This window comes from Zoogloea sp. (assembly GCF_041914405.1).
Lineage (GTDB): Bacteria > Pseudomonadota > Gammaproteobacteria > Burkholderiales > Rhodocyclaceae > Zoogloea.
In genome coordinates, this window is sequence record NZ_JAYSDK010000051.1 from 1 (window position 1) to 26513 (window position 26513).

Annotated in this window: 22 protein-coding genes and 1 pseudogene; 18 read left to right on the forward strand and 5 right to left on the reverse strand. The window is 66.8% G+C overall.

The genetic code is table 11. The features are described from left to right. The 4 genes from uvrA to lgt form a co-directional block, all read left to right on the forward strand. The coding region (uvrA, locus tag ACE3RX_RS21580; RefSeq protein ID WP_374487034.1) for an excinuclease ABC subunit UvrA at positions 1-2547 on the forward strand (2547 nt) is incomplete at its 5' end. An 86-nt stretch (positions 2548-2633) separates the two neighbouring features. Then, on the forward strand, positions 2634-3542 hold the full coding sequence (locus ACE3RX_RS21585; protein WP_374487035.1) for a DUF1186 domain-containing protein: 909 nt from the start codon (positions 2634-2636) through the stop codon (positions 3540-3542). 160 nt (positions 3543-3702) lie between these two features. Then, positions 3703-4401, forward strand: coding sequence for a YceH family protein (locus tag ACE3RX_RS21590; protein WP_374487036.1), 699 nt, complete (start codon positions 3703-3705; stop codon positions 4399-4401). Positions 4402-4508: 107 nt separating this feature from the next. Next, positions 4509-5294: a prolipoprotein diacylglyceryl transferase gene (gene lgt, locus ACE3RX_RS21595; RefSeq protein WP_374487037.1), complete on the forward strand. Its 786-nt coding sequence runs from the start codon at positions 4509-4511 to the stop codon at positions 5292-5294. Between the two features lie 13 nt (positions 5295-5307). Here the strand turns inward: lgt and ACE3RX_RS21600 are convergent, their stop codons facing one another. Then, positions 5308-5727: an MAPEG family protein gene (locus ACE3RX_RS21600; protein WP_374487038.1), complete on the reverse strand. Its 420-nt coding sequence runs from the start codon at positions 5725-5727 to the stop codon at positions 5308-5310. Between the two features lie 170 nt (positions 5728-5897). On the opposite strand from ACE3RX_RS21600, the gene ACE3RX_RS21605 reads away from it, so the two are divergent. The 3 genes from ACE3RX_RS21605 (at position 5898) to ppnN (ending at position 9587) form a co-directional block, all read left to right on the forward strand. Then, on the forward strand, positions 5898-6113 hold the full coding sequence (locus tag ACE3RX_RS21605) for a VF530 family DNA-binding protein (RefSeq protein ID WP_374487039.1): 216 nt from the start codon (positions 5898-5900) through the stop codon (positions 6111-6113). 220 nt (positions 6114-6333) lie between these two features. Further along, entirely contained in the window at positions 6334-7836 is a 1503-nt protein-coding gene (locus ACE3RX_RS21610; protein WP_374487040.1) for a diguanylate cyclase domain-containing protein, read from the forward strand. 368 nt (positions 7837-8204) lie between these two features. After that, entirely contained in the window at positions 8205-9587 is a 1383-nt protein-coding gene (gene ppnN / locus ACE3RX_RS21615; protein ID WP_374487041.1) for a nucleotide 5'-monophosphate nucleosidase PpnN, read from the forward strand. A 39-nt stretch (positions 9588-9626) separates the two neighbouring features. On the opposite strand, the gene ACE3RX_RS21620 is transcribed toward ppnN, so the two are convergent. Then, positions 9627-10520 (reverse strand): DMT family transporter, encoded by an 894-nt coding sequence (locus ACE3RX_RS21620; RefSeq protein ID WP_374487042.1) that lies wholly within the window; start codon positions 10518-10520, stop codon positions 9627-9629. A 97-nt stretch (positions 10521-10617) separates the two neighbouring features. On the opposite strand from ACE3RX_RS21620, the gene ACE3RX_RS21625 reads away from it, so the two are divergent. The 4 genes from ACE3RX_RS21625 (at position 10618) to ACE3RX_RS21640 (ending at position 14262) form a co-directional block, all read left to right on the forward strand. Then, positions 10618-11514: a LysR family transcriptional regulator gene (locus tag ACE3RX_RS21625; protein ID WP_374487043.1), complete on the forward strand. Its 897-nt coding sequence runs from the start codon at positions 10618-10620 to the stop codon at positions 11512-11514. Between the two features lie 139 nt (positions 11515-11653). Further along, entirely contained in the window at positions 11654-13348 is a 1695-nt protein-coding gene (locus ACE3RX_RS21630) for an AAA family ATPase (protein ID WP_374487044.1), read from the forward strand. Continuing rightward, complete coding sequence (locus ACE3RX_RS21635; protein ID WP_374487045.1) at positions 13341-13715, forward strand: hypothetical protein; 375 nt, start codon at positions 13341-13343, stop codon at positions 13713-13715. Before ACE3RX_RS21630 ends, ACE3RX_RS21635 begins: the two co-directional genes overlap by 8 nt. 82 nt (positions 13716-13797) lie before the next feature. After that, on the forward strand, positions 13798-14262 hold the full coding sequence (locus ACE3RX_RS21640) for a CZB domain-containing protein (protein WP_374487046.1): 465 nt from the start codon (positions 13798-13800) through the stop codon (positions 14260-14262). 148 nt (positions 14263-14410) lie between these two features. Here the strand turns inward: ACE3RX_RS21640 and ACE3RX_RS21645 are convergent, their stop codons facing one another. The 3 genes from ACE3RX_RS21645 to ACE3RX_RS21655 form a co-directional block, all read right to left on the reverse strand. After that, on the reverse strand, positions 14411-14881 hold the full coding sequence (locus tag ACE3RX_RS21645; RefSeq protein ID WP_374487047.1) for a copper chaperone PCu(A)C: 471 nt from the start codon (positions 14879-14881) through the stop codon (positions 14411-14413). Between the two features lie 125 nt (positions 14882-15006). Beyond that, entirely contained in the window at positions 15007-15726 is a 720-nt protein-coding gene (locus ACE3RX_RS21650; RefSeq protein WP_374487048.1) for a response regulator transcription factor, read from the reverse strand. Positions 15727-15742: 16 nt separating this feature from the next. Next, positions 15743-17833 (reverse strand): PAS-domain containing protein, encoded by a 2091-nt coding sequence (locus tag ACE3RX_RS21655; RefSeq protein WP_374487049.1) that lies wholly within the window; start codon positions 17831-17833, stop codon positions 15743-15745. Positions 17834-18057: 224 nt separating this feature from the next. Here ACE3RX_RS21655 and ACE3RX_RS21660 point away from each other — a divergent pair, with 224 nt between their 5' ends. The 7 genes and pseudogenes from ACE3RX_RS21660 to ACE3RX_RS21690 all read left to right on the forward strand — a co-directional run. Next, complete coding sequence (locus ACE3RX_RS21660; RefSeq protein ID WP_374487050.1) at positions 18058-19698, forward strand: acyl-CoA synthetase; 1641 nt, start codon at positions 18058-18060, stop codon at positions 19696-19698. 22 nt (positions 19699-19720) lie between these two features. Further along, positions 19721-20470, forward strand: coding sequence for an electron transfer flavoprotein subunit beta/FixA family protein (locus ACE3RX_RS21665; RefSeq protein ID WP_374487051.1), 750 nt, complete (start codon positions 19721-19723; stop codon positions 20468-20470). Between the two features lie 103 nt (positions 20471-20573). Continuing rightward, positions 20574-21509 (forward strand): electron transfer flavoprotein subunit alpha/FixB family protein, encoded by a 936-nt coding sequence (locus ACE3RX_RS21670; protein ID WP_374487052.1) that lies wholly within the window; start codon positions 20574-20576, stop codon positions 21507-21509. A 130-nt stretch (positions 21510-21639) separates the two neighbouring features. Further along, a complete protein-coding gene (locus ACE3RX_RS21675; protein ID WP_374487053.1) occupies positions 21640-23430 on the forward strand; it encodes an acyl-CoA dehydrogenase C-terminal domain-containing protein in 1791 nt (596 codons plus the stop codon). Between the two features lie 142 nt (positions 23431-23572). Then, positions 23573-25204, forward strand: coding sequence for an electron transfer flavoprotein-ubiquinone oxidoreductase (locus tag ACE3RX_RS21680; protein ID WP_374487054.1), 1632 nt, complete (start codon positions 23573-23575; stop codon positions 25202-25204). Positions 25205-25308: 104 nt separating this feature from the next. Next, positions 25309-25620 (forward strand): DUF485 domain-containing protein, encoded by a 312-nt coding sequence (locus ACE3RX_RS21685; protein ID WP_374487055.1) that lies wholly within the window; start codon positions 25309-25311, stop codon positions 25618-25620. A 41-nt stretch (positions 25621-25661) separates the two neighbouring features. Beyond that, positions 25662-26513: pseudogene (locus tag ACE3RX_RS21690) on the forward strand (cation acetate symporter); the annotation flags it as partial.

The window sequence follows — 26513 nt, forward strand, 5'->3', positions numbered from 1 at the left end:
CCGCGCTCGACGGTGGGCACGGTCACCGAAATCCACGACTACCTGCGCCTGCTCTACGCCCGCGCCGGCACGCCGCACTGCCCCGACCACCCGGAGCACGCGCTGGAAGCCCAGAGCGTGTCGCAGATGGTGGACGCGGTGCTGGCGCTGCCGGAGGAAACCAAGCTGATGATCGTCGCCCCGGTGATCAGCGGCCGCAAGGGCGAGCAGGCCGACCTGTTCGTCGAGCTGCGCGCCCAGGGCTTCGTGCGGGTGCGCGTGGATGGCATCGTGCATGAGCTGGACAACCTGCCCGTGCTGGACAAGAACCGCCGCCACGACATCGAGGTGGTCGTCGACCGCCTGAAGGTGCGCCAGGACCTGCGCGGGCGCATCGCCGAATCCTTCGAGACGGCGCTGACCCACGCCGAGGGCCGCGCCATCGCGGTGGAGATGGACTCCGGCAAGGAGCACCTGTTCTCGGCCAAATTCGCCTGCCCGGTGTGCAGCTTCGCGCTGGCCGAACTGGAGCCGCGGCTGTTCTCCTTCAACAACCCGATGGGCGCGTGCCCCAAGTGCGACGGCCTCGGCAACGTGGATTTTTTCGACCCGCAGCGGGTCGTCGCCCATCCCGAGCTGTCACTGGCTTCCGGCGCGATCCGCGGCTGGGACCGTCGGAACCAGTTCTACTTCCAGCTGCTGGCCAGCCTGGCCGACCACTACGGCTTCAACATCGACACGCCCTTCGAGGAACTGCCGGCGGACACCCGCGAGGTGGTGCTGAACGGTTCCGGCAAGGAGAAGATCGCCTTCCGCTACCTGTCCGACGGCGGCAAGCCAGTGCTGAAGGAACACGCCTTCGAGGGGATCATCCCCAACCTGGAGCGGCGCTTCAAGGAGACCGACTCCATCGCGGTGCGCGAGGAACTGTCCAAGTACCGCGCCAACTGCCCCTGCCCGGCCTGCGGCGGCAGCCGCCTGCGCACCGAGGCACGCTACGTGCTGATCGGCGAGCGCAACCTGTCGGAGGTCAGCCGCCTGCCGCTGGCCCAGTGCAAGAGCTTCTTCGACGGCCTGCGCCTCGCCGGCCAGCGCGCCCAAGTGGCCGAGAAGATCGTCAGCGAGATTTCGTCGCGCCTGCAGTTCCTGATCAACGTCGGCCTCGACTACCTGTCCCTCGACCGCTCCGCCGACACCCTGTCGGGCGGCGAGGCTCAGCGCATCCGCCTGGCCAGCCAGATCGGCTCCGGCCTCACCGGTGTGATGTACGTGCTCGACGAACCGTCCATCGGCCTGCACCAGCGCGACAACGACCGCCTGCTCGACACCCTGCGCCGCCTGCGCGACATGGGCAACACGGTGATCGTCGTCGAGCACGACGAGGACGCCATCCGCATGGCCGACTACGTGGTCGACATGGGCCCCGGTGCCGGCGAGCACGGCGGCCAGGTGATCGCCGAAGGCACGCCGGCAGCGATCGCCGCCCACCCGGATTCGCTGACCGGTGCCTATCTGTCCGGCAGCCGCAGCATTGCCGTGCCGGCCAAGCGCCATCCGGCCGACCCGGACAAATACCTGCGCATCGAGGGCGCCAGCGGCAACAACCTGAAGGACGTCACCATCGACATCCCGGTCGGCCTGTTCACCTGCGTCACCGGCGTGTCCGGCTCGGGCAAGAGCACGCTGATCAACGACACCCTCTACGCCCACGTGGCACGCCACGTGAACGGCAGCAGCATCGAGGCGGCACCGTGCGTCGACATCCACGGCCTGGACCACTTCGACAAGGTCATCAACGTCGATCAAAGCCCGATCGGCCGCACGCCGCGCTCCAACCCGGCCACCTACACCGGCCTACTGACGCCGATCCGCGACCTGTTCTCCGGCGTGCCGGAAGCCAAGGCCCGTGGCTACGGCCCCGGCCGCTTCAGCTTCAACGTCAAGGGCGGCCGCTGCGAGGCCTGCCAGGGCGACGGCCTGATCAAGGTCGAGATGCACTTCCTGCCCGACATGTACGTGCCCTGCGACATCTGCCACGGCAAGCGCTACAACCGGGAAACGCTGGAGATCCGCTACAAGGGCAAGACCATCTACGAAGTGCTGGAGATGACGGTCGAGCAGGCGCTGGAGTTCTTCAACGCCGTGCCCATCGTCGCCCGCAAGCTGGACACCCTGATGCAGGTCGGCCTCGGCTACATCCGCCTCGGCCAGAGCGCCACCACCCTGTCCGGCGGCGAAGCCCAGCGGGTCAAGCTGGCGCTGGAGCTGTCCAAGCGCGACACCGGCCGCACCCTGTACATCCTGGATGAACCCACCACCGGCCTGCACTTCGCCGACATCGAGCTGCTGCTGTCGGTGCTGCACCGCCTGCGCGACCACGGCAACACCATCGTCGTCATCGAGCACAACCTGGACGTCATCAAGACTGCCGACTGGCTGCTCGATATGGGCCCCGAAGGCGGCAACGGCGGCGGCACCCTGGTCGGCAGCGGCACGCCGGAAACCCTGGCCGCCAACCCCGCCAGCCACACCGGCCGCTACCTGGCCAAGCTGCTGCCCGGCGCCTGAGCACCCGCCTCCTCCATCCACCCCCGCCTCACGGCCGGGGGCGGCATCCAGTACACTGATTACCCGTCGTAGATTCCCATCGCGCCATGTCCGAACTCTGGTCCTCCCTCCGCCCGCAACTCGAATACCTGGCTACGCCGCTGCCGCTGGCAGCCCTCGGGCTCGCCGATGCCCACCGGGACGAGATCGCCCCGCTGCTGGTGGCCGAGCTGGAGGCGCTGGCCGCCGACCCGACCCCGGCCCAGGCCGACGGCTACGTGCTGCACCTCTACGCGATGCTGCTCCTCGCCCGCTGGCGCGACACCCGCGCCTACCGGCCCCTGGCCGAGCTGGGCCATCTGGACGAGAGCCAGGTGGACACCCTGTTCGGCCAGCTCGTCCATGACAGCTACGGCCGTGCGCTGGCCTCCACCTGCAACGGCGAACTGGCCCCGCTCACCGCGCTGGCCGACGACGACGGCGCCAGCCGCTGGGCCCGCGCCGCCGCGCTGGAGGCGATGAGCCTCGCCGCCCTGGAAGGACTCACCCCGCGGGCACCGGTGGTAGACTTCCTCGCCGACTTCGGCGCCCGCGAAGCCCAGGCCCTGCAGGACGACCCCGAGCGCGGCGACGACTTCCCGCTGCTTGACCAACTCGTCACCCACCTGGCCGACCTGGGCGCCGTCGAACAACTGCCGACAATCCACGAATGGTTCGCCGCCGGCCTCATCGACGACAGCTACGTGGACGCCGAGCAGCTGGAGGACGACATCCGCCGCAAGCCCGCCGATGCGCTGGCGGCCCTGCGCGACGCCGGCCACGGCCTGATCGACGACCTGCGCCCGGAAATCGCCGCCTGGCCGGACATCCACCACATGCCGCCGGTGGCGCTGGCGCCGATCCCTCTCGGCGCGATCCGCGAGCCCATCGTCCGCGACGGCGCCAAGGTCGGCCGCAACGACCCCTGTCCCTGCGGCAGCGGCCGCAAGTACAAGAAGTGCCACGGCGCCAATTGAGCGCCCCCAGGGCCGGGCTGCGCCCGGCCCGCCCCCCACGGGGGGCAAATAGATTTGGGGCGGTCCGACGTTTCCTTGGGACCACCGACATCCTGCTGCCATCGGGTCGACACCCGCGCTCGGCTATCATGGCGGCCTCGCGACGAACTGGAAGCCCATCATGACCGACACCACGCCCGACCTTCCCGCCGATGCCCCCGACAGCAAAGCCGGCTTCGATCTGGACGATTTCGAGGTCCGCGTGCTGGCGGTCCTGATCGAGAAATCCTTCGTCACCCCCGATACCTACCCGCTGTCGGTCAATGCGCTGGTCACAGGCTGCAACCAGCTCACCGGCCGCGAACCGGTGATGAACCTGTCTGAAGCCACCGTGCTGGCCACCCTCGACCGCCTCGCCGAGCGCGGCCTGGTGAGTCAGCGCCACCAGGCCGGCGCCCGGGTCGCCAAGTGGGAGCACCAGATCCGCCTGCGCCATTCCCTCACGCCACCGATGCAGGCCGTGCTGGCCATCCTGATGCTGCGCGGCGCCCAGACCGTTGGCGAAATCCGCGCCCGCTGCGAGCGCATGCACGCTTTCGGCACGCCGGCCGAGGTCGAGGAGATCCTGGAGAAGCTCGGCGACAAGTACCCGCCGATGGTCATCCAGCTACCGAAGGCGCCCGGGACCAAGGAAGCCCGCTACACCCACCTGATGAGCGGCGAGGACGCTGCCCAGCAGAGCCACAGCTTCGAGGCCGCGGAGCAGGCAGCCCCCCGCGGCAGCCGCGTTGGGGAACTCGAAGAGGAGGTTCGCCGTCTGCGTCAGCAGCTGGAATGGCTGACCAACGAATTCGAGGAATTCCGCAAGCAGTTCCAGTGAGGGTACAGGACCACGGCTAACAGATGCCGGGCGGCCAGCACGCCACCCACCGTCAGCGCCACGTCCCCGCAACGCGCCCTTAACCCATCGTCCCAAGCAAGAAATCCATGCTCGTCCATCCCCAGTTCGACCCCATCGCCATCGCCATCGGCCCCCTCGCGGTACGCTGGTACGGCCTGATGTACCTCGTCGCCTTCATCCTCTTCGTGGCCCTCGGCCGGGTTCATGCCCGGCGGCGGCCAGAGCTGGGCTGGGACGCGCAGCAGATCGACGACCTGCTGTTCTATGGCGTGCTCGGAGTGATCCTCGGCGGCCGTCTCGGCTACGTGCTGTTCTACAAGCCGACCTACTACCTGAGCCACCCGGCCGAGATCCTCGCCGTGTGGCAGGGCGGCATGGCCTTCCACGGCGGCTTCCTCGGCGTGCTGGCGGCCATGTGGCTGTTCGGCCGCAAGACCCACCGGCCGTGGCTGGCCGTCACCGACTTCATCGCCCCGCTGGTGCCCCTCGGCCTCGCTGCCGGGCGCCTCGGCAACTTCATCAACGGCGAACTGGTCGGGCGCGTCACCGACGTGCCGTGGGCGATGATCTTCCCGCAGGTGGACAACCTGCCGCGCCACCCGTCCCAGCTCTACCAGTTCGCGCTGGAAGGGGTCAGCCTGTTCCTGATCCTGTGGTGGTTCTCCGCCAAGCCGCGGCCTCGTGGCCTGATCTCGGCGGCCTTCCTGATCGGCTACGGCTGCTTCCGCTTCATCGCCGAATTCGGCCGCGAGCCGGACGATTTCCTCGGCCTGCTGACCTTCGGCATGTCGATGGGCCAGTGGCTGTCCCTGCCGATGATCCTCGCCGGCATCGGCATGGCCGTGTGGGCCGCCAAGCGCGACAAGGCCTGAGGCCAGTCGGCCTTCAATCCAGAGGCAGACCGATGGCCGCCAGCAACCAGGCGGCCAGCAGCACTCCGTTGCTGAGGGCGAAGGCCGCCAGGCGGTGATAGACGTTGTTGTAGCCCAGGTGAATCAGGCTGTGCACCACCCGCAGCCCCACGTAGGCCCAGGCCAGCCCCAGCTGCAGCGGCGAATGCTGGCCGGTCACGTAGCACAGCAGCCCCAGCACGTAGAAGAGCACCGGCAGCTCCAGCAGGTTCATGTAGTTCCGGTTGGGCAGGCACACGTCGGATGGCACCTTTGCCGATTCGCCGAAACGGAAATCGGACACATGGACCCGGCCGGCAAAGCCGGCACCGAGCCGGCGGACGGCGATGAGCACCAGGATCAGGAAGGTCCAGGCGGCAAGAACGAACAGCGGATAGAGGATGGCAACGCGCATGGGTGGGCGGAGTGCCGCGGCCAGGCGCCGCGAGACTGATCCGAATGGCATCAAACCCAAGCAGCATAAGAGAGCACAGCTGGAATACTCAAGGGGCAAACAGGGTTTTCCAGGCTTGGCATAGACGTCGGAGTAGCCCAAAGTGCGCGGCTGGCCACCATCCGATACCCATGAGCACCCAGCCCAACAATCCCCTGCACGGCGTCACCCTGGAGCGCATGCTGACCGAACTCGTCGCCCAATACGGCTGGCAGGGTCTCGGCGCGCGGATCCCGCTGCGCTGTTTCAACAACGAACCCAGCATCTCATCCAGCCTGAAGTTCCTGCGTCGGACCCCATGGGCCCGAGCCGAAGTGGAGCAACTCTACCTGCAGCAGCATTCCTGACTTTTCGCAAAGAGTGCCAAAGTTAATAGTGCCGCATATGAAAATCTCAAATACTGCAAATCTAGTACTTCACCCAACCTTCGATCCCGCTCACAACAAGAAGAACGGAGATTTGCAGTTTGAGGAAAAACCGTCAGTCCGGTCTCCCGCGCCCCACCGTCGCACCGAGTGACAGCCCGCGCCTGGTGAGTGCGTCGGCGCAGCCGCCAGGGCAGCATCCGTGAGACTTTCCCTGCGCCACCTCGAACGGCTGCTGCCCGTCTGCGTCGGACTGGCCTCGCTATGCATGACCGGCTGGCTGTGGCTGCACGAGCGCCAGGGCCTCGACGCCAATCTGCGCACCCAGTTTGATTTCAATGTGCGCCAGACCACCAGCCGTATTGAACAGCGCCTGGCCGCCTGCGAGCAGATGCTGCGTGGCACCCGCGGCCTGTTCGAAGCCTCCAGCCACGTCAGCGACGTGGACTTCCAGCGCTACGTCAACGTGCTGACCAATGGCGCCGATTTTGCCGGCCTGCAGATCATGGCCTACACGCCCTGGCCAAAAGGGCACGCCGACGACGCCCCGACCCCGATCGCCTACGTCGCGCCCGACACGCCGGGCAACCGGGCCGCCATCGGACGCGACATGTATGTCGATCCCCTGCGCCGAGCCGCGATGCAGCAGGCGCGGGATGCCGGCACCGCCGCGATGACCCGCAAGATCACCCTGCTGGTGCATGACGTCCCCCGGCAGTCCGGCTTCGCCATGTACCAAGCCCTGTATGCCAAGGACCAGCCCATCGGCACGCCAGAGGCACGCCGCCAGGCCCTGCGCGGCTGGGTGCATGTGGCCTTCCGGCTTGAGGCGATGATGGCCAGCCTGTACGGGGAAGGCATCCCCGGCCTCGCGCTGCGTATCTACGACGGCAGCCACACCAACCCCGAAGACCTGATCTTCGACTCCCACCCCCGGAGCGAAACCGAGGAACAGGCCACGCCGCGCTTCGCCACGCTCCAGTACATCAGCTTTCCCCAGCACAAGTGGACCCTGGCCATCCGCAGCACGCCGGAGTTCGAGCAGCAGCGCGGCCTTGGCTCGACGCGGATCATCGCGGTAGCCGGCACCGGCGTGAGCCTTTTGCTGGCGCTGCTGACGTGGCAGCTGGTCACCGGCCGCAGCCGGGCCTTCACCCACGCCCAGTCGATGACCCGCGAACTGCGGGAAAGCGAGGAGCGCATGCGCCACATGGCCCAGCACGACCCGCTGACCCGCCTGCCCAACCGGGCGCTGTTCGCCGACCGCCTTCAGTCGGCGCTGGCGCGGGCCCGCCGGGAACGCACGCAGGCCAGCCTGATGTTCGTGGACCTCGACCGCTTCAAGCCGGTGAATGACGCCTACGGCCACGCCATCGGCGACAAGCTGCTGATCGCCGCCGCTGCGCGCATGCGCGAATGCCTGCGCGAAGCGGACACCCTGGCGCGCATGGGCGGCGACGAGTTCGTCGTGCTGCTGCCTCATATCGACGCGCCGGTGGACGCCCGGCGTGTCGCCGAACGCATCCTCAGCGCCCTGTCCCACCCCTTCGAGGTGGACGGACTGCAGCTGCAGATCTCCGCCTCCATCGGCATCGGCCTGTTCCCGGAGCACGGCGAGGACGACGTCAGCCTGATGAAGAGCGCCGACAACGCGATGTACCGGGCCAAGGACATGGGGCGCGCCTGCCTGGTCTTCGCCAGCTGAGCGCGGCGCTCAGCAGCACTCCACCTCGATCTGCTCGAACAGGGCCAGCGGGCCGGGATGTGGAGCGGCCACGACTATGCCCATAGCACACAGAGGCACCCCGATCGGCTCCGCCAGACAGGCCCGAAGCAAGGCCCGGCGCCCCTTTCGTGAGATGCGTCGCTTTCCCGGACGAATATCCCTACGTTAAGATGCCCCACAGAGCGTCGCCTTGTTCTGGATTCGGACGGGTGTCGCATTGCCCCCGCACCGGCCAGCGCGGCCGGTCGTCCGACCTCTCCCGAGCGGCGCCGCACCGGCAGCCAGGGGGAAGGCTCACGTCTCGCAGGCTGCCGTTCCGGTCCCCCAACGACAATGAGAGCGCAGCCATGGAATACGAAACCGTAGACACGCAAGTCTCCCCCACCGGGCGCCTGGAGGTGTTGTCCAGCTCGGAGGCCGCCAAATTGTCGACCCAGGGCGACAGCGCCCTGAACACCCTGTACCGCAACTGTTCGCTGGCGGTGCTCAACTGCGGCAACGAGATGGACGACGGCAAGGAGCTGCTGGAGCGTTACCGCAACTTCGACATCCGCGTGCAGCAGCGGGCCCGCGGCATCAAGCTGGACATCCACGGTGCGCCGGCCAGCGCCTTCGTGGACGGGCGCATGATCCGCGGTATCCAGGAGCACCTGATCGCCGTGCTGCGCGATGTGGTCTATGTGGGCAACGAGATCAACGGCAACCCCAAGTTCGACCTCAGCACCTCGGCCGGCGTCACCGACGCGGTGTTCCACATCCTGCGCAACGCCAACGTGCTGCAGCCAATCACCCAGCCCAACGTGGTGGTGTGCTGGGGCGGCCACTCGATCAACCGGGAGGAATACGACTACACCAAGCTGGTCGGCTACCAGCTCGGCCTGCGCGGCATGGACATCTGCACCGGCTGCGGCCCCGGCGCCATGAAGGGGCCGATGAAGGGCGCCGCCATCGCCCACGCCACCCAGCGCATCAAGGGCGGCCGCTACCTGGGCTTCACCGAGCCGGGCATCATCGCCGCCGAGGCGCCCAACCCGGTGGTGAACGAGCTGGTCATCCTGCCCGACGTGGAAAAGCGCCTGGAAGCCTTCGTGCGCACCAGCCACGGCATCGTGGTCTTCCCCGGCGGGGTCGGCACCTGCGAGGAAATCCTCTACATCCTGGGCATCCTGCTCCACCCGGACAACGCGGCGATCCCCTTCCCGCTGGTGTTCACCGGCCCGAAGAGCGCCGAGGAGTACTTCGTGCGCATCGACCGCTTCATCGCCGAAACCCTCGGCGACGCGGCGCGCCAACGCTACAAGATCATCATCGACGACCCGGCGCGGGTGGCCCGGGAGATCAAGGGCGGCGTCGAGCAGGTGCGCAGCTTCCGCAAGGAGAAACGCGATGCCTACTACTTCAACTGGCTGCTGCGCATCGAGCACGAGTTCCAGCAGCCCTTCCGCCCGACCCACGAACGCATGCGCGGCCTCAAGCTGCACAAGGAACAGCCGGCCCACCTGCTGGCCGCCAACCTGCGGCGTGCCTTCTCCGGCGTGGTGGCCGGCAACGTGAAGGACGAAGGCATCCGCGAGATCGAGAAGCACGGCAGCTTCGAGATCCACGGCGACCCGGCGATCATGGGCCCGATGGACGAACTGATGGCCTCCTTCGTGGCCCAAGGCCGCATGAAACTGCCCGGCAAGAAGTACAACCCCTGCTACCGCATCGTCGCCGCAAAGCACGACTGAGCAGCCGGCCGGCGGGTCCGCCCCGCCGGCCGAGACAGGTCAGCCCTTTTTCCCCACCAGCACCACCCCCGCCACCACCAGCGAACCGCCGAGCAGCTGGAACAACCCGATCGGCTCGGCAAGGATCAGCCAGCCAAGGAACAGGGTGATCACCGGCCCGAGGGTGCCGATCAGCGACACCGGCCCCGCGCCCAGCCGGCGCATCGCCTCCGACACCATCCACACCGGCAAGACCGTAGAGAACAGCGCCATCGCCGCCGCCAGCAGCAGCACGGGGGCCGGCTGCACCAGCAGGCCAAGAGGTCGGGTCAGCGCGAAATGGGCCAGGCACAGCACGCAGGCGGCAGTGCTCGCCCACGCCGTGGTACGCGCCGCGCCCAGGCGCACCACCGCCTGGCCGTTGCCCATCAGGTACAGCGCGTAGGACACCGCGCTGGCGAACACCAGGCTGCCGCCGATCCACACATCACGGGCGGTGCCGGTGATCGTCAGGTCGTGGGCCACCGCCAGCGCAATCCCCGAATAGCACAGCGCGATGCAGGCCATCGCCCGGCGGGTGATCGGCTTGCCGAGGAAGAGCGCCGACAGCACTACCACCAGCGTCGGGTAGGCGAACAGGATCAACCGTTCGAGGGCCGCCGAGATGTAGTGCAGGCCGAGGAAGTCCAGGTAGCTCGCCAGGTAGTAGCCCGAGGTGCCGAGGCCGAGCAGCAACAGCACATCCCGCCGGGTCAGCGCTTCCGGCTGGCGGCGGCGCTGGTCCTGCCAGCCGAGGGCGATGAAGAAGGGCAACGACATGCCCATGCGCAGGGCCAGCAGGGTGATCGCATCCACGCCGTAGGGATAGGCCAGCTTGATCAGGATGGCCTTGAAGGAAAAGCCCACCGCGCCGAGAACGGCGAAGATGAGCCCGACACGGTGACCGGGGTTCATGAGCATTCGACAAAATGGAACGGCCCCCATTAGGCCACCGGATTGCAACGGGGGGAATTGGTAAGATCCGGGGGCTGTGTTCGCCGGAGACGAAAGCTTGCACTACGACCTCACCGACCTGCGCCTCTTCGCGGCAATTGCCGAAGAGGCCAGCCTGACCCGTGGCGCAGCCCGCGCCCACCTGGCCCCGTCGTCGGCCAGCCATCGCCTGGCCCGTCTGGAAGAGAGCCTTGGCGTGGCCCTTTTCGAACGCCACGCCCGTGGCCTGCGCCCCACCCGCGCCGGCGAGGCGCTACTCGGCCACGCCCGCCAGGTGTTCGCCCAGCTCGAACAGATGCACGCAGACCTGTCGCCCTTCGCCCGCGGCGTGCGCGCCCAGGTCAGCCTGTACGCCAACACCAACGCCATCAACTGCTTCCTGCCGGACGACCTGGGCGACTTCCTGCGCGCCGAGCCGCACATCCGCGTAACGCTCAAGGAAATGACCAGCCCGGAGATCCTGCGCTGCGTGGCCAGCGGCGAGACGGAGATCGGCGTGGTCGCCGGCGAGGTGCCGCCGGACGTGCTGCTCGCCCGCCCCTACCGGCAGGACCGCATCGTGCTGGTCACCCCACCCGGCCATCCGGTGTCGGCGCGGGCCCGGGTGCGCATCGCCGAAGTCCTCGACCAGCCCTTCGTGATGCTCCACACCGGCAGCGCCTTCCATACAGGGCTGATGAACTACGTGGCGGAAACCGGCGGCCGGCTGGACGTACGCATCGAGGTGCGCAGCTTCGAGGCCGTGCTCCGCATGGCCGGCGCCGGCGTCGGCCTGGGCCTGGTGCCGCGCTCGGCGGCTGAGCGCGCCGGCCGCCAGCGCCCCTTCGCGGTGGTGGACGTAGACGAACCGTGGGCCAGCCGCGACTTGTCCATCGTCGTGCGCCGCGACCTGCCCCTGTCGCCCCATGCCCAGGCCCTGGTGGACGCGCTGGCCGGCGGACAGACCGCACATTGACGCACGCCCTTGTCGGCTTCCCCACACGGATGGCATCGCCCGCCCCCTCTGCAAGCCTGAAATAGCCAGGCTGGCCGGGTACCGGCATAGCGGCGCGAAACTTGCGTGAGTTCCTCCGAGTCATGCGGAGGAATCACCGATGAAGTTGCAGCTCGAACGTCCGTTCGTCGAGGCCCTGGTACAGGCCCACCCGCGCCTGTCCTGGCTGCTGGAGCAGATGCGCTTCGGCAACCGCGCCGAAGTGAGCTTCCTGCAGATGGAGCACGACGAACTGCATTTCCTCGAAGTACTTTTCGAAGGCGCGGGTCCAGAGATGCGCGCCCGCGCCGCGCAGATCTCCACGCTGCGCAAGGCACTGGCCGGCGATGGCATGCGCTTCGAATCGGAAGACCTGGAGCTGCTGGTGCCGGCCATCGCCCGCTACCTGGCCGACGACGCGATCCGCGGCTGGCTGTTCAGCGCCGCCAGCGCCGGCAAGCCGACCGCCTGGGTGGTCACCCGCCTCGACTACACGCCGGCCTCCAACGAGGAAACCGGCAAGGTACTGATCGAACTGAAGGCCAACACCCGCGGCAAGATCGTCACCAGCAACATCCGCATCGTCGCCAGCGACATCGCCAACCGCACGGTCGGCGGCATCTTCGCCGCCAAGGGCTACCTGAAGGAAACGCCGGAGCTGATCGCCGCCTACGACGACATGGCCGAGCGCTACTTCGACTGGCGCGCCCGCTACGGCGAGCAGTTCTCCGGCCGCGGCACCGCCCTCTACGCCGAGAACCCCACCGCCAGCCACCGGGACACCGACTGGTCACGCAAGGACGTGGTGATCCTGTCCTCCAGCGGCGGCGAAGCGCGCCTGGTAAACGACGAAGGCATCCTGTCCGACCGCGTGCTGACCCTCGACGCCCCCGGCGACATCCTCGGCCCCTACCTGCGCCGCGCCGCCAAAAGCCTGCGCTACAAGGCCGACGACGCGGTCGAGGCGTCCCGCGACGCAATGCCCAAGGGCTTGTTCACCAGCCTGCCGGTGCACTTCTTCATCCTGATGTTCCACCTCGACCTGCACCACTACCTGTGGGTGCACGTCGGCGACATCCACCCCTACGAGTACAAGCCGGCCCTCAAGCAGAAGCTGATCCTGCCCGCCGAGCAGACCGACCTGATCGACATCCTCACCGCCGAGATGGACCTCTTGATGGACGACATCGTGGCCGGCAAGTCCGGCGGCACCACGGTGCTGTGCGCCGGCCCACCGGGAGTCGGCAAGACCCTCACCGCCGAGGTGTATTCCGAAATCATCCGGCGGCCGCTGTACCGGGTGCACTCGGGCCAGCTCGGCCTCAACGTGGCGGCCATGGAGACGACGCTGAAGGAGGTGCTGACCCGCGCCCAGCGCTGGGGCGCGGTGATGCTCATCGATGAGGCCGACGTGTACATCAAGCGGCGCGACGACAACATCACGATGAATGCGGTGGTCGGCGTGTTCCTGCGTGTGCTGGAATACTTCAACGGCCTGCTGTTCCTCACCACCAACCGCATCGACGATATCGACGAAGCCATCGTGTCGCGCTGCATCGCCCTCATCAAGTACGCCTCGCCCGACGCCGCGGCGCGCCAGCGCATCTGGCAGGTGATGGCCGAGCAGTTCGGGCTGGTCCTCGACGCGGCGCTGATCGAACGCCTGGCGGTGCTCTTCCCCGACGCCAGCGGGCGCGACATCAAGGGCCTCGCCAAGCTGACCGCCAAGTACTGCAAGCAGAAGGCCTGTGCGCCGGACCTGGCCGCCTTCACCCGCTGCGCCACCTTCCGCGGCCTGGAGGTGGCCCATGCCTGAGCGTCCCGCGGCGGCCTGGGCGCGGCAGGCGGCACTGACGCCCACCGACATCGACTGCACGACGACGGTGATGCTCAAGATCCTCGACGGCAAGTGCAAGATGAACCCGCAGGAGAAGGAGATCATCGCCGTCATCTACGACGCGGTGAAGGACCGCCCCGGCCACATCCTCGACGACACCGACCACCGCCTGATTGCCCGTGCCCGCCAGGGCATGGACGAGGACTTGGTGGAACGCATCTACGAGCAGCGCCTGCTCGCCGAGACGATGATCTCCCGCCCGGTCATGAAGGCCTATAAGGCCATGCTGCGTACCAGCGGCGTACTCGCTACCGCCCAATCGGAGCAATCCGCCGAAGATATCTGAATCAAATATCGACTAAGCTCTCGGCGACCCGGCGCGTCCCTTCCGGACGGCCCGGGGCACGAGACACAGGCGAGGTCGATGGATGGATTGGAAGAAATGGTTCCGCCGCGAGCATACCAATGACGGGGAACGGGAAGAGGAGCCACTGACGGTCCTGCCCGGAACGACCAGCCGCCCCGTCGACCTGGACGCCATCGAGGCCATCGAGGCCCACATGCGCTGGAAGGCCCGCCTGGAGGCACGCCTGTTCGGCCCCAAGACGACCGCCATCGCCGCCGACCAGGTCTTCCTCGACAAGCGCAGCACCCTTGGCCGCTGGCTCTACGGCCGTGGCCAGGAACGTTTCGGCACCCTCGACACCTTCAGCGAACTGCGCCGCCACCACGCCGAATTCCATCGCCACGCCGGCCAGGCGGTGCTGGCCTTCAATGCCGGCCGCCGTGACGAGGCGATCCGCATGGTCACCGGCGGCGACTACGCGCGCGCCTCCCAGCGCCTGCGCCAGACCATCACCCGCCTGTTCGAGGAGGCCGCACACCGCCCGTAGGGGCAAATTCGTTCGCCCGCGGACGCCGGTCCACCGGCAGGGGCGAATGAATTCGCCCCCACAGAGCCCACCACAGCAAACCCCCGCTGGGTTACCGGAAGTCACTCCAGCCATGACGGCCTCCCGGACGCCCTCCGGCGGCCAGGCTTCAGTGCATGTGTTTGTGGTCCATTGCCGGCGCGGCGGTCAACGCGCGCACTTCGGCCTTCACCTCGACCGCTTCGGTCTTCTTGTCCTTGCCTTCCACCTTCAGCGTGATCGGCACCACCTCGCCTGCCGCCAGGGGCTTCTTCAGGTCGATCAGCATCACGTGGTAGCTGCCGGGCTTCAGCTCGAGCGGCTGGCCGGGCTGTACGTCGAGGCGCTTTACTGCACGCATCTTCATCACGCCGCCGTCCATCGCCATTTCGTGGATCTCGACGACGCCGGCCGCCGGGCTGGCCGCGCCGACGATGGTGACGCCGCCCTTGCTGCCGAGCTGCATGAAGGCGCCGGTAACCTTCTGGGCCGGCACAGTGCCGCGCACCCAGGGATCCTTCACTTCGAGATCCGCGGCCGCAACATTGCCGATGAACAGGCTGGCCAGCGCCAGCCCCGCGAGCTTGTGGATGATGTGCACGGAAATAACTCCTTGGTTGGAACCGGGCCGCAGCTTAGCGCGCCCGGCCGCTTGAACGGAAACGGATAAGGGCGGGCGCGACCATTTGTCGCAGTCCATGACATGCACAACGTCCGGCGACGGACTCAGGACCAGTTCACCGTCGCCGCCAGCAGATAGCCGGCGCCGTAGACGGTCTTGATCAGCTTGGCGTGCTGGGGGTTTTCCTCGAAGCGGCGGCGCAGCCGCGAGACGCGCAGGTCGATGCTACGGTCAAGCGCCGACACGTCGCGGCCGCCGAGTAGCTGTTCGCGGGTCAGGATGTGGTTGGGGTGGGCCAACAGCACCGATAGCAGCTGGGCCTCGGCGGTGCTGAGGGTGTCCTGTTCGCCACTGGGGCTGGTGAGGGTGTTGCTGCCCGGCTCGAAGCGCCAGCCGGCAAATTCGGCGACGCGCTGGCTGGGATCGGCCGGCAGCACCACCTGGCCCGGATAGCGGCGCAGGATGCTGCGCACGCGGGCGATCAGCTCCCGCGGCTCGAAGGGCTTGACCACGTAGTCGTCGGCCCCCAGCTCCAGGCCCATCACCCGGTCGTAGGTGTCGCTGCGCCCGGTCAGCACCAGCAGGCCGCAGGCGTGCTTGCCGCGCAGTTGCTGCAGCACCGCCATGCCATCCATGTCCGGCAGGCCCAGGTCGAGGATCACCAGCTCCGGCGCCTTGTGGCGCAGACCATGAAAGAAAGCCTCGGCGGTGCGGAACAACTCGGCCCGGTAGCCGAATTTTTCCAGCGTATCGGCGATGAGGCGGGCAATCGCCGCCTCATCCTCAACCACGTAGATCAGTTCTGGGGGACGGGTATGAGCCATAGCCCGAGAGCTTGGCTCATGCGGCCAGCGGACGCAAGGCCGCCAGCAGCTTGTCGCGGGAGAAGGGCTTGGCCAGCAGCGGCAGGTCGGGGTCGACCTCGACGCTGGCATGGGTCTCGGCGAAACCGCTCATCAGCACGATCGGCAACTCCGGACGAAAGCGCCGCACGAAGCGCGCCAGGGCCCGCCCGTCCATCGTGCCGGGCATCACCACGTCGGAGATCACCAACGCGATGGCCGGAATGTTCTCCACCATGTCAGCCGCCTCGGCACCGTTCTCGGCTTCCACCACCGCGCAGCCCAGCTCGGCAAGCTGCATGCGTACCACGGTGCGCACGTCCACGTCGTCCTCGGCAAGCAGCACCAGCTTGCCGGCCAGGTCGGCCGCATTCACATCAGAACCGGCCGGTAGCACATCGGGCTGGTCATCCTCGGCGATGCTGGGCAGCAGCAGCGCCACCGTGGTACCGCGAGCCTGGCGGCTGCGGATACGCACCCCGCCCCCCGACTGCTTGACGAAGCCATACACCATCGACATCCCGAGGCCACTGCCCATACCGAACTGCTTGGTGGTGAAAAAGGGCTCGAAGACCCGCGCCAGCGTGCTACCGTCCATGCCCATGCCATTGTCACTGACGGCGATCTGCACGTAGTCGCCGGGTGGTACTTCCAGGTCGGCGGCAGCATGTACGCTGAGCTGCTCCAGCGAGGATTCGATGCGCAGCTCACCGCCATTGGGCATCGCGTCGCGGGCATTGAGGGCCAGGTTGAGCAGTGCGTTCTCGAGCTGGTGGGCGTCCACCAACGCCACCAGACAGGGCTCGCGGCTGGCCGTGCTGACCCCGATGGTGGATGGCAGGCTGCGGCGGATCAGCTTCGACATGCCGAGGATCAGCTCGTTGACTTCCACCGGCCGGGGCTCCAGGGGCTGCCGGCGGGCGAAGCCGAGCAGCCGGCGGATCAGCTCGGCACCGCGGTTGGCGGCCTGCATGGCCGGCTCGACGAAGTTCTCGGTGAGCGGGTCATCAGGGTGGTTCTCCTTCAGGGCCACCAGGTTGCCGATGACCACTGTCAGCATGTTGTTGAAGTCGTGGGCGAGGCCGCCGGTGAGCTGGCCGATGGCTTCCATCTTCTGGGCCTGGGCCAGGGCCGCCTCGGTGCGGCGCTGCTCGGTGACATCCACCGAGTGCACGTAACAGCCCTGCACCTCGCCGTCTGACCCGATGTCCGGCACCAGCGTGCTGCGGGCCCGGGCCGGCATCCCATCGCGGCCGGTGAGGGTGTATTCGTAGGAAACCTGCTCGCCAGCCAGCGCGCGGGCCAGATAACCAACGACGAGTTCATACACCTCCTGTCCGGTGACGTCGCGGATCTGCTTGCCCTCCACCTCCCGTGCCGACCAGCCGAACCACTCAGCATAGCCCTTGTTGGCATAGCGGTAGGTGCCGCTGCGGTCGAAGTAGGCGATGGCCGCGGGAATCGCATCGGTGATCTCGCGCAAGCGCTGCTCGCTGCGCTGCAGAGCCTGGGTGATCGCCTTGTTGGACTGGATCGCGTTGGTCAGTTCGGCGTTGGCGCGGGTCAGCTCCTCGGTGCGGGCGCGGATGTGCGCCTCCAGCTCGGCCTGGTGATCGGCGATCTGCTGCTGCGCCTGGCGCTGCTCTGTGATGTCCGTATACACCGTGATAAAGCCCTGATGCGGCAACGGAAAGCCGCGAATCGACAAGACCTGCCCGTTGGGCCGCACCCGCTCGGTGACGTGGGGCAGAAAGCTGCGCGCCCGCGCGACCCGCTCCGCCACCTGCACATCCGGATCGCCGGGACCATAGTCGCCGCGCTCTGCGTTGTAGCGGATGAAGACCTCGAAGGACACCCCCGGGCTGGCCAGCTCCGGCGGAAAGTCGAGCAGGCGCAGGAAGGCGCCGTTCCACGCCACCATGCGCAAGTCCTCGTCGAAGACGGTGACGCCCTGGTCGAGCAGGTCGAGGCCAGCACCGAGCATCTCCCGGTAGCGCCGGTCGAAGGACGGATGAGCGCCGTCCGCGGGGTTTTCACCGCTGGGCATGCGTTCCTCGACGGGGGTTTCGGGCCGGTCCTGCTCGTTCATCGCTGTCCTGTTTCCATGCTGCCTGATCCGATTTTAGCCAGCGTCCCGAGCAGCGGAGACGGCCGACAACATTGAGTACATTTTCACGAAACTTCCGACAAGGTTGTCTGCGAACCTTCTCCTCGATCTTCGGGATTCCGCCCACAAGGCCGCACCGGAGAACAGGCCCCAGAGCCACCGCCTCATCAAGTCGTGGCGCCAAGAACCAAGAGGAGAAAAAACAGGTGTCGAACAATCCGTACGAGCAAGGGCTGGACAAATGCGCCGCCAACTATGTCCCGCTGTCGCCCTTGTCCTTTCTCGAGCGTAGCGCCCAGGTCTATCCGAACCGCCTGTCGGTGATCCATGGCGCCCGCCGCTTCACCTGGAGCGAGACCTACAGCCGCTGCCGCCGCCTGGCCAGCGCCCTCGCCCAGCGCGGCATCGGCCGCGGCGACACCGTGGCGGTGATGCTGCCCAACATCCCGGCGATGGTCGAGGCCCACTTCGGCGTACCGATGGTCGGCGCAGTGCTGAACACCCTCAACACCCGCCTCGACCCGGAAGCCATCGCCTTCATGCTGGCCCACGGCGAAGCCAAGGTGCTGATCACCGACCCCGAGTTCGCCGGCACCATCGCCGCCGCCCTCGAGTTGCTGGAAGGCCCCAAGCCGCTGGTCATCGACGCCCTCGACCCGGAATACCCGGGCGACACCCGCCTCGGCGAGATCGAGTACGAGGACTTCCTCGCCGACGCCGACCCGGAATTCAAGTGGTCCCTGCCCGCCGACGAATGGGATGCAATCGCCCTCAACTACACGTCCGGCACCACCGGCAACCCGAAGGGCGTGGTCTTCCACCACCGCGGCGCTTACCTCAACTCCGCCTCCAACATCATCAGCTGGGGCATGCCGCAGCACGCCGTCTATCTGTGGACGCTGCCGCTGTTCCACTGCAACGGCTGGTGCTTCGCCTGGACCCTGGCCGCCAACGCCGGCGTCAACGTGTGCCTGCGCAAGGTGGATGTGGCGCTGATCTATGAGCTGATCCGTACCCACAAGGTGACCCACTTCTGCGGCGCCCCGATCGTGCACGGCATGCTGATCAATGCGCCGGAAGGCCTGCGCGCCGGCATCGAGCACAAGGTGTCGGCGCTGATCGCCGGGGCCGCGCCCCCGGCCGCGATCATCGAAGGCATGGAGCGCATCGGCTTCGACATCACCCATGTGTATGGCCTGACCGAGACCTACGGCCCGGCTTCCGTGTGCGCCAAGCACCCGGAATGGGACGACCTGCCGATCGCCCAGCGCGCTGAGCGCAACGGCCGCCAGGGCGTGCGCTACCACATGCAGGAAGGCATCACCGTCCTCGACCCGCAGACCATGGAGCCGGTCCCCGCCGATGGCGAGACCATGGGCGAGATCATGTTCCGCGGCAACCTGGTCATGAAGGGCTATCTCAAGAACGAGAAGGCGACCGAGGAAGCCTTCTCTGGCGGCTGGTTCCACACCGGTGACCTGGCTGTGATGCACCCGGACGGCTACGTGAAGATCAAGGACCGTTCCAAGGACGTGATCATCTCCGGCGGCGAGAACATCTCCTCGCTGGAAGTGGAAGAAGTGCTGTACCGCCACCCGGCCGTGCTGACCGCCGCAGTGGTCGCCAAACCCGACGAGAAGTGGGGCGAGGTGCCGGCCGCCTACATCGAGGTGAAGGAAGACGCCAAGGTGACGGTGGACGACATCATCGCCCACTGCCGCGAGCACCTGGCCCGCTACAAGGTGCCCAAGTACGTGGAGTTCTGCGTACTGCCCAAGACGTCCACCGGCAAGATCCAGAAATTCGTGCTGCGCCAGCAGGCCAAGTCGGCCTCGGCGATCGAATAAACACAATCGGAGACAAGAACCCATGAAGATCCTCGTGCCCGTCAAGCGCGTCGTCGATTACAACGTCAAGATCCGCGTCAAGGCCGACCAGTCCGGCGTCGAGCTGGCCAACGTCAAGATGGCCATGAACCCCTTCGATGAAATCGCCATCGAGGAAGCCGTGCGCCTGAAGGAAGCCAACAAGGCCACCGAAGTGGTCGCCGTTTCCGCCGGCGTCGCCCAGTGCCAGGAAACCCTGCGCACCGCGATGGCCATCGGCGCCGACCGCGGCATCCTGGTCGAGTCCGACGTCGACCTGCAGCCGCTGGCCGTCGCCAAGCTGCTCAAGGCCCTGGTGGACAAGGAGCAGCCGCGCCTGGTGATCCTCGGCAAGCAGGCCATCGACGACGACTCCAACCAGACCGGCCAGATGCTCGCCGCGCTGCTCGGCTGGCCCCAGGCCACTTTCGCCTCCAAGGTCGAGGTCGGCCCGGAAAGCGTCAGCGTCACCCGCGAGATCGACGGCGGCCTGGAGACCCTGTCCCTGCCCCTGCCGGCGGTGATCACCACCGACCTGCGCCTCAACGAGCCGCGTTACGCCACGCTGCCGAACATCATGAAGGCCAAGAAGAAGCCGCTCGACACCGTCAAGCCGGCTGACCTGGGCGTCGATGTGACCCCGCGCCTGAGCACCCTGAAGGTTGTCGAACCGGCCGCCCGCAGCGCCGGCGTCAAGGTTGCTGACGTGGCCCAGCTGGTCGAAAAGCTCAAGAACGAAGCGAAGGTGATCTAAGCCGCGGTGAGGGCGAGTTCATTCGCCCTCCAAGGCTGCCCCACGCACGACGGGCGAATGAATTCGCCCCCACAGGAATAGAGAAAGCGAGTCAGGAGACAAAATGCCCATTCTCGTCATTGCCGAACACGACAACGCCGGCCTGAAGGCCGCTACCCTCAACACCGTCAGCGCCGCCGTCAAGCTCGGTGGCGATATCGAAGTGCTGGTTGCCGGCGCAGCCTGCGGCGCTGCCGCAGAAGCCGCCGCCAAGCTGGCCGGCGTCGCCAAGGTCAAGGTCGCCGACGGCGCCGCCTATGCCGAGCAAAGCGCCGAGAACCTCGCCGCGCTGCTGGTGGACGTGATCAAGGCCGGCGGCTACAGCCACGTGCTGGCCCCTGCCACCACCTTCGGCAAGAACGTGCTGCCGCGCGTCGCCGCGCTGCTCGACGTGGCCCAGATTTCCGACATCGTCGCCATCGAGTCCGCCGACACCTTCGTGCGTCCGATTTACGCCGGCAACGCCCTGGCCACTGTCAAGTCCGCCGACCCGATCAAGGTCATCACCGTGCGCACCACCGCGTTCGACGCCGCAGCTCAAGGCGGCTCCGCCGCTGTGGAAGCCATCGCTGCCGGCGCCGACCTGGGCCTGTCCAAGCTGGTCGGCCGCGAGCTGACCGTGTCCGCCCGTCCGGAACTGGGCGCCGCCAAGATCATCGTGTCCGGCGGCCGCGGCCTCGGCAACGGCGACAACTACCGCGCCGTGCTGGAGCCCCTGGCCGACAAGCTCGGCGCCGCCCTCGGTGCGTCCCGCGCCGCCGTCGATGCCGGCTTCGTGCCCAACGACTATCAGGTCGGCCAGACCGGCAAGATCGTCGCCCCGCAGCTTTACCTGGCAGTCGGCATCTCTGGTGCCATCCAGCACCTGGCCGGCATGAAGGACTCCAAGGTGATCGTCGCGATCAACAAGGATCCGGAAGCGCCGATCTTCCAGGTGGCCGACTACGGCCTCGTCGCCGACCTCTTCGAGGCCGTGCCGCAGCTGGCGTCCGCACTGTAAGCATCGTTTTATGGGGGCGAATTCATTCGCCCCCGGCCGGCTGAGCGAAGTTCGTGGGCGAATGAATTCGCCCCCACTCAACCGAAGCAGCCCGCAAAAAATCCATTTACCGAATTCGCAAGGAAACACCATGAGCAATTACGTCGCCCCCGTGAAGGACATGCTGTTCGCCATGAACGAGCTGGCCGGCCTGCAGGAAATCGTCGGCCTGCCCGGCAACGAGGAAGTGTCCACCGACCTGGTCGAGGCCATTCTGGAAGAAGCCGGCAAGTTCGCCACCGAAGTCGTCGACCCGCTCAACCGCGTCGGCGACAAGCAAGGCAACAAGTGGAACAACGGCGTGGTGACCACCGCCGACGGTTTCAAGGAAGCCTATGCCTCCTTCTGCGAGACCGGCTGGAACGGCATGCCCGCCTCCACCGAGTTCGGCGGCCAGGGCCTGCCGGTGACCGTGTCCACCGCCGTGCTGGAAATGTGGAAATCCGCCAGCATCTCCTTCTCCCTGTGCCAAATGCTGACGCTGGGCGCGGTGGAAGCCATTGCCCACCACGGTTCCGAAGAGCTGAAGGCGACCTACCTGCCCAACATGGTGTCCGGCAAGTGGACCGGCACGATGAACCTCACCGAGCCGCAGGCCGGCTCCGACCTCGCCGCCATCCGTACCAAGGCCGAGCCGCGCGGCGATGGCAGCTACGCAATCACCGGCACCAAGATCTTCATCACCTGGGGCGAGCACGACATGGCCGAGAACATCGTCCACCTCGTGCTGGCCCGCCTGCCGGACGCCCCTCCGGGCGTGAAGGGCATCTCTCTGTTCATCGCCCCGAAGTTCCTCGTCAATGCGGACGGCAGCCTCGGCGAGCGCAACGACCTGATCTGTGCCTCCATCGAGCACAAGATGGGTATCCACGGCAGCGCCACGGCGGTGATGTCCTTCGGTGACAAGGGCGGCGCCATCGGCTACCTGGTCGGCGAGCCGAACCGCGGCCTCGAGTACATGTTCACGATGATGAACCACGCCCGCCTGAACGTCGGTCTGGAAGGCGTCGGCGTCTCCGAGCGCAGCTACCAGCACGCCCTCACCTACGCCCGCGAGCGCATCCAGGGCAAGATCATCGGCGACAAGTCCGGCGAGAAGAAGCCCATCCTGCACCACCCGGACGTGCGCCGCATGCTGATGGACATGAAGTCCCGCACCGAAGCGGGCCGTGCCCTCGCCTACTACGTGGCCGGCTGCATGGACCGCGCCAAGAGCCACCCGGACGCCGACGTGCGTGCCGCCAACCAGCGTCGCCTCGAACTGCTGACCCCGGTGGTGAAGGGCTGGTGCACCGAGAACGCCCAGGGCATCACCTGGAACGGCGTGCAGGTGCACGGCGGCATGGGCTTCATCGAGGAAACCGGCGCCGCCCAGTACATGCGCGATGCCCGCATCATCACCATCTACGAAGGCACCACCGCGATCCAGGCCAACGATCTGATCGGCCGCAAGACCGCCAAGGAAGGCGGCAAGAGCATGCAGCAACTGCTCGCCGAAATCGCCGAGACCGCCTCCGCGCTGCGCGGCTCCGACAACGCGACGCTGAAGGGCCTGTCCGACGCGCTGGGCACCGGCATCGCCGCGCTGGACGAAGCCACCAACTGGCTGCTCGCCAACTACGACGCCAATCCGCAGGCTGCCGCGGCCGGCTCGGTGCCCTTCCTCAAGCTGACCGGCATCGTTGTCGGCGGCTGGCTGATGGCCCGTTCCGCACAGATCGCTGCTACCCGCCTGGATGCGGCCGACGGCGATTTCTACAAGGCCAAGCTGGCCACCGCCGCCTACTTCGCCCAGCACGTGGTCCCCGAAGCCAACAGCTACCGGGATGCCATCGTGAATGGCGCCGAGTCGGTGCTGGCCCTGGAAGAAGCCCTCTTCTAAGCACCCTGGGGGAGGTTGCCCCTCCCCCTCTCTCCCCTGTGGGGGCGAATTCATTCGCCCTCGGATCGAGACCCATGCCGTGAGGGCGAGTGAATTCGCCCCCACAGGACACGTGCAACCTGAATTTCTGGAGAACGCAGCAATGACCCGTGACGCGATGGAATACGACGTGGTGATCGTCGGTGCAGGCCCTTCCGGCCTGACGACCGCGATCCGCCTGAAGCAACTGGCCGAGAAGGCCGGCAGCGAGCTTTCGGTGTGCGTCGTCGAGAAAGGCTCCGAAGTCGGCGCCCACATCCTGTCCGGCGCGGTCATCGAAACCCGTTCCCTGGAAGAACTCTTCCCCGACTGGAAGGAACGCGGCGCCCCCCTCAACACCCCGGTGAAAGAGGACCGCTTCCTCTTCCTGACCACTGACAAGGCCTACAAGCTGCCCACCCCGCCGCAGATGCACAACGACGGCAACTACATCGTCAGCCTCGGCAACGTGGTGCGCTGGCTCGGCCAGCAGGCCGAAGAACTGGGTGTCGAGATCTACCCGGGCTTCGCCGCCGCCGAGGTGCTCTACCACGAGGACGGCTCGGTGAAAGGCATCGCCACCGGCGACATGGGTCTCGAGAAGAACGGTGAGCCCGGCCCCAACCACCAGCCGGGCATCGAACTGCACGCCCGCCAGACGGTGTTCTCCGAAGGCTGCCGCGGCTCCCTCACCAAGGGCCTGTTCACCAAGTTCAACCTGCGCGACGGTGTCGATCCGCAAACCTACGGAATCGGCATCAAGGAGCTGTGGGAAGTCCGCCCCGAAGTCCACCAGCCGGGCCTCACCGTGCATACCGTCGGCTGGCCGGTGCCGTCCGACGTGTATGGCGGCTCATTCCTGTACCACCTGGAGAACAACCAGGTTGCGGTCGGCTTCGTGGTCGGCCTCGACTACAGCAATCCGCACCTGTCGCCCTACGAGGAATTCCAGCGCTTCAAGACCCACCCGGAAATCCGCAAGTACTTCGAAGGTGGCCGACGCATCGCCTACGGCGCGCGAGCCCTCAACGAAGGCGGCTTCCAGTCGGTGCCCAAGCTCACCTTCCCCGGCGGCGTGCTGGTCGGCGACACCGCCGGCTTCCTCAACGTGCCGAAGGTCAAGGGCACCCACATGGCGATGAAGTCGGGCATCGAGGCCGCCGAGGCGATCTTCGCCCACCTCGGCGCCGAAGGGCAGACCGGCCACGAAGTGCTCGGCTACCCGGAACGCCTGAAGAAGAGCTGGCTGTGGGACGAGCTGTACACCGTGCGCAACATCCGCCCGAGCTTCCGCTGGGGCCTGTGGGGCGGGATCGCCTACAGCGCCATCGACACCTTCCTGCTGAAGGGCCGGGCACCGTGGACGCTGCGCCACCATGCCGACCACACCCAGCTGAAGAAGGCCTCGGAGTGCGCGCCGATCGTCTATCCGAAGCCGGACGGCAAGATCAGCTTCGACCGTCTGTCCTCGGTGTTCATCTCGGCCACCAATCACAGCGAAGACCAGCCCTGCCACCTGCGCCTGAAGGACGCCTCGGTGCCGGTGGCCACCAACCTGGCCCTCTACAACGCGCCGGAAACCCGCTACTGCCCGGCCGGCGTGTACGAAATCGTCGAAGACGACAGCGGTCCGCGCATGCAGATCAACGCGCAGAACTGCCTGCACTGCAAGACCTGCGACATCAAGGATCCGACACAAAACATTGACTGGGCAGTGCCCGAAGGAGGCGGCGGCCCGAACTACCCGAACATGTAAGACCCGCAGTACCCATAAAAAAAGCAAGACCGGGGGGAGAACAGCACTCACCCCCATACAACTACAAAAACCAGAGACCTTCAACGCCTTCCAAAGGAGTAAATATGTCAGCGGAGATCTACAGAAAAGTACGGGCCAACCCGCGCTTCTCAGAACTTGAAGGCAAGCGCAGCCGCTTCGCCTACCTGCTCAGCGCCGTCGTGCTGATCACCTACTACGCGATGATGATGCTCGTCGCCTTCGCCCCGGAGGTGATGCGCACGCCGATCTCGGCGGGCTCGACCCTCACCATCGGGGTGCCCATCGGCGCCGTCATCATCATCGGCTCCTGGCTGCTCACCGGCTGGTTCGTCAGCCGCTCCAACGGTGAATTCGACCGTCTCAACAACGAGATCATCCAGGAGGCCACCAAGTGAGCGCACACAAGCAAATCCTCGGCGCGGCACTGCTGACCCTGATGGGTGCCGCCGCCTACGCCGCCGACGCCATCGGCGCGGTACAGAAGCAGCCCCTCAACATGACCGCCATCGGCATGTTCTTCGTGTTCGTGGTGGCCACCATGGGCATCACCTACTGGGCGGCCAGCCGCACCAAGTCCACCGCTGACTTCTACACCGCTGGCGGCGGTATCACCGGCTTCCAGAACGGCCTGGCGATCGCCGGCGACTACATGTCCGCGGCAACCCTGCTGGGCCTGTCGGCGATGACCTTCTCGAAAGGCCTGGACGGCTTCATCTACGCCATCGGCTTCTTCGTCGGCTGGCCGGTGATCCTGTTCCTGATGGCTGAGCGCCTGCGCAACCTGGGCAAGTTCACTTTTGCCGACATCGCCTCCTACCGCCTTGAGCAGGGCACCATCCGCAGCTTCGCCGCCTTCGGCTCGCTGACCGTGGTGTGCTTCTACCTGATCGTGCAGATGGTCGGCGCCGGCCAGCTCATCAAACTGCTGTTCGGCCTCGACTACACCACCGCGGTGATCGTCGTCGGTGTGCTGATGGTGATCTACGTGACCTTCGGCGGCATGATCGCCACCACCTGGGTGCAGATCATCAAGGCCTGCCTGATGCTGTTCGGCGGCACCGTGCTGCTGTTCCTGGCCCTCAGCCAGTTCGGCTTCAGCCTGGAAACCGCCGCGCAGAAGGCTGTGGAAGTGCATAAGGACGGCGGCAAGATCATGGGCCCCGGCTCCCTGCTGGCCGATCCGGTCAACGCGGTATCCCTGTCCCTCGGCCTGGTCTTCGGCACCGCCGGCCTGCCGCACATCATGATGCGCTTCTTCACCGTGCCCAACGCCAAGGAAGCCCGCAAG

Excerpts from the sequence above, each read along its gene's own strand:
- ACE3RX_RS21635 (WP_374487045.1), top strand. The coding sequence starts at position 13,341 with ATGCCTGAGCGTCCCGCGGCGGCCTGGGCGCGGCAGGCGGCACTGACG.
- ACE3RX_RS21670 (WP_374487052.1), top strand. The coding sequence starts at position 20,574 with ATGCCCATTCTCGTCATTGCCGAACACGACAACGCCGGCCTGAAGGCC.
- ACE3RX_RS21585 (WP_374487035.1), top strand. The coding sequence starts at position 2,634 with ATGTCCGAACTCTGGTCCTCCCTCCGCCCGCAACTCGAATACCTGGCT.
- ACE3RX_RS21620 (WP_374487042.1), bottom strand. The coding sequence starts at position 10,520 with ATGAACCCCGGTCACCGTGTCGGGCTCATCTTCGCCGTTCTCGGCGCG.
- lgt (WP_374487037.1), top strand. The coding sequence starts at position 4,509 with ATGCTCGTCCATCCCCAGTTCGACCCCATCGCCATCGCCATCGGCCCC.
- ACE3RX_RS21650 (WP_374487048.1), bottom strand. The coding sequence starts at position 15,726 with ATGGCTCATACCCGTCCCCCAGAACTGATCTACGTGGTTGAGGATGAG.
- ACE3RX_RS21675 (WP_374487053.1), top strand. The coding sequence starts at position 21,640 with ATGAGCAATTACGTCGCCCCCGTGAAGGACATGCTGTTCGCCATGAAC.
- ACE3RX_RS21590 (WP_374487036.1), top strand. The coding sequence starts at position 3,703 with ATGACCGACACCACGCCCGACCTTCCCGCCGATGCCCCCGACAGCAAA.
- ppnN (WP_374487041.1), top strand. The coding sequence starts at position 8,205 with ATGGAATACGAAACCGTAGACACGCAAGTCTCCCCCACCGGGCGCCTG.
- ACE3RX_RS21665 (WP_374487051.1), top strand. The coding sequence starts at position 19,721 with ATGAAGATCCTCGTGCCCGTCAAGCGCGTCGTCGATTACAACGTCAAG.
- ACE3RX_RS21600 (WP_374487038.1), bottom strand. The coding sequence starts at position 5,727 with ATGCGCGTTGCCATCCTCTATCCGCTGTTCGTTCTTGCCGCCTGGACC.
- ACE3RX_RS21605 (WP_374487039.1), top strand. The coding sequence starts at position 5,898 with ATGAGCACCCAGCCCAACAATCCCCTGCACGGCGTCACCCTGGAGCGC.
- ACE3RX_RS21680 (WP_374487054.1), top strand. The coding sequence starts at position 23,573 with ATGACCCGTGACGCGATGGAATACGACGTGGTGATCGTCGGTGCAGGC.
- ACE3RX_RS21630 (WP_374487044.1), top strand. The coding sequence starts at position 11,654 with ATGAAGTTGCAGCTCGAACGTCCGTTCGTCGAGGCCCTGGTACAGGCC.
- ACE3RX_RS21655 (WP_374487049.1), bottom strand. The coding sequence starts at position 17,833 with ATGAACGAGCAGGACCGGCCCGAAACCCCCGTCGAGGAACGCATGCCC.
- ACE3RX_RS21685 (WP_374487055.1), top strand. The coding sequence starts at position 25,309 with ATGTCAGCGGAGATCTACAGAAAAGTACGGGCCAACCCGCGCTTCTCA.
- ACE3RX_RS21640 (WP_374487046.1), top strand. The coding sequence starts at position 13,798 with ATGGATTGGAAGAAATGGTTCCGCCGCGAGCATACCAATGACGGGGAA.